Source organism: Kitasatospora sp. NPDC059803 (assembly GCF_042732255.1).
Lineage (GTDB): Bacteria > Actinomycetota > Actinomycetes > Streptomycetales > Streptomycetaceae > Kitasatospora.
In genome coordinates this window covers 1-2,284 of record NZ_JBHWIJ010000534.1, presented here as the reverse complement: position 1 = coordinate 2,284, position 2,284 = coordinate 1, and the positions used below count along the sequence as shown (strand labels likewise).

The 2,284-nt window shown below is 75.6% G+C and carries 3 protein-coding genes; 1 reads left to right on the top strand and 2 read right to left on the bottom strand.

Features of this window, described 5'->3' with window-relative positions; translation table 11 throughout:
• Nucleotides 1-420, bottom strand: a 420-nt coding sequence (locus ACFV6I_RS39200; RefSeq protein WP_380431040.1) for a hypothetical protein, incomplete at its 3' end; no start/stop codon positions are given.
• A complete protein-coding gene (locus tag ACFV6I_RS39195) occupies nucleotides 417-1,091 on the bottom strand; it encodes an RNA polymerase sigma factor (RefSeq protein WP_244293415.1) in 675 nt (224 codons plus the stop codon). The genes ACFV6I_RS39195 and ACFV6I_RS39200, both read right to left, overlap by 4 nt.
• A gap of 233 nt (nucleotides 1,092-1,324) precedes the next feature.
• Between ACFV6I_RS39195 and ACFV6I_RS39190 the strand changes: the two genes are divergently transcribed.
• The coding region (locus tag ACFV6I_RS39190) for a DJ-1/PfpI family protein (RefSeq protein ID WP_380431037.1) at nucleotides 1,325-2,284 on the top strand (960 nt) is incomplete at its 3' end.

The window sequence follows — 2,284 nt, the reverse complement described above, 5'->3', positions numbered from 1 at the left end:
GGGCGGGGGGGGGGGGGGGGGGGGGGGCGCCGGGGGGGGGGGGGGGGGGGGGGGGGGGGGGGGGGGGGGGGGGGGGGGGGGGGGGGGGGGGGCGGCCGTCGGTTCGGGGGTCGGGCTCGGCGAGGTCGTCGTGGTGGCGGCCGGCGGGGGGACGTCCTTCCTGGCCAGCGGGTCGCCGTGGAAGGTGAGCAGGCCGATCGCCAGGGAGGCGGCCAGCGCGAAGACCGGCACGGCGGTCAGGTACACCGGGCGCAAGCGCCGCACCCGGCCGCGCGGCGGTTGCGCCGGGCGCAGGTCGTGCGCGGTGATCAGCGAGGTGCGGGCGTTCATCGCCTCGCGCAGCAGCCGTTCGGTCGCCGTCTCGGCCGGCCCGTCACCGTCTCGGCCTCCGCTCTCGCGGCCGGGGAGCTTGTCGGTCATCGAACCTTCTCCAGATGCTTTTCCAAGGCGTCCAGGGCCCGGCTGGCAGTGGACTTCACGGCGCCCCGGGACAGCCCCAGGGTCTCGGCGATCTGCGCCTCCGACAGGTCGGACCAGTAGCGCAGCACCAGCACCTCGCGCTGGCGGGGGGTCAGCTCCTGCATGGCCGCGAGCACCCGCCGGTGCTCGTCGTTGAGCACCGCGTGGTCCTCCGCGGAGGCGGCGTCGGGCTCGTGCGGCGGGACGTACTCGCGGGCGGTCTTCCGGCGGCGCAGCACCGACCGGGCGCCGTTGACCACCGCGGTGCGCAGGTACCCGAGCGCGTTGTCCAGGTCGTCCAGGTGCTCGCCGTACCGCTGGTAGAGCTGGGTGAAGGCCTCCTGGACGACGTCCTCGGCCAGGTCCTGGTGGTCGACCAGGAGGACGGCCATCCGCACCAGGCCCAGCCGGTGGGCGTGGTACAGGTCGGTCAGGGTGGGCCGGTCCTCCGCGGGCTTGCGCCCGCCGCGCAGCAGCCGGAAGCCGGAACGGCGCTGCGCCGCCTGCTCGTCACCCGGACCGGCGGGCACCTCGTCGGCCTCCTGCGCGCCGAACAGCACGGCGACCACTCCGCGAACGGAGAAACCGCGCCCCCTCGTCGGCCCGGCGATCGGCCCGATGGCCATGGACATGCGCGTTTCCGCTTTCCCCCGGGACGGTGGCGGCTCTCGCCGGACCGTCAGGACTCCTGATCAAGATCGTGATCGGGGAGATCCTGACAGCCGCCCTCGGCCAGCCCCTCTCCGCCCCCGTACCAATGGACGTGTGACCGGGGTGGAGGTTGCAGGTGGATTCGAGCAGATTCCCGGCCGGCCGGAACGGCTACACTCACCGCCATCCCGCCACCCGTCAGCAGGGGGTCCGCATGACCGAGCAGCACGTCGAGGGCCCGGTCGGCACCGGGCCGGGCCCGGTGCCCGTCGTCATCGGCCCCCGCCCGGAGCCGGTGCACCACGTCGCGGTGTACGCCTTCGCGGGCATGGCGCCCTTCGAACTCGGCGTGGTGGTGGAGGTGTTCGGGCTGGCCCGGCCCGAACTGGGCGGCCTGCTGGCAGCGCCCTGGTACGGGCTGAAGGTGTGCGCCGACCGGCCCGGGACGGCGCTGGACGCGGTGGGCGGGTTCGCGCTGACCGCCCGGCACGGACTGGACGAACTGGCCTCGGCCGACACCGTGGTGGTCCCCGGGGTGCCGAACGCGTTCAGCGGCGCGGTCTCCCCCGGGCTGGTCACCGCGCTGCGGACGGCGCACGAGCGCGGCGCCCGGATCGTCTCGATCTGCTCGGGCGCCTTCGCGCTGGCCGCCGCCGGACTGCTCGACGGGCAGGAGGCGACCACCCACTGGCGGTACGCCGACCTGCTCCAGCAGCGCCACCCGGACGTGCGGGTCAACCCGGACGTGCTGTACGTCGACAACGGGAACGTGCTCACCAGCGCGGGCAGCGCCGCCGGGATCGACCTCTGCCTGCACCTGGTCCGCCGCGACCACGGCGCCAAGGTCGCCAACAGCGTGGCCCGCCGCTTCGTGGTGGCGCCGCACCGGGACGGCGGGCAGGCCCAGTTCATCGAGGCCGCCGTCCGCCCGGTCGAGGAGGAGGACGACGGGGTCGCCCGCAGCATGCAGTGGGCGATGGGCCACCTGGCGTCCCCGCTGACCGTCCCGCTGCTGGCCCGCGCCGCCCGGATGTCTGACCGCTCGTACCTGCGGCACTTCACGGCCCGCAACGGCACCAGCCCGATGCGGGGGGGTGGTGTTGGCGACGCGCCGGGCGCCGGCGGACCGGGGTGTGTGGGGCGGGAGGGGGGGGTGTGCGCGTTGGGGGGGCGT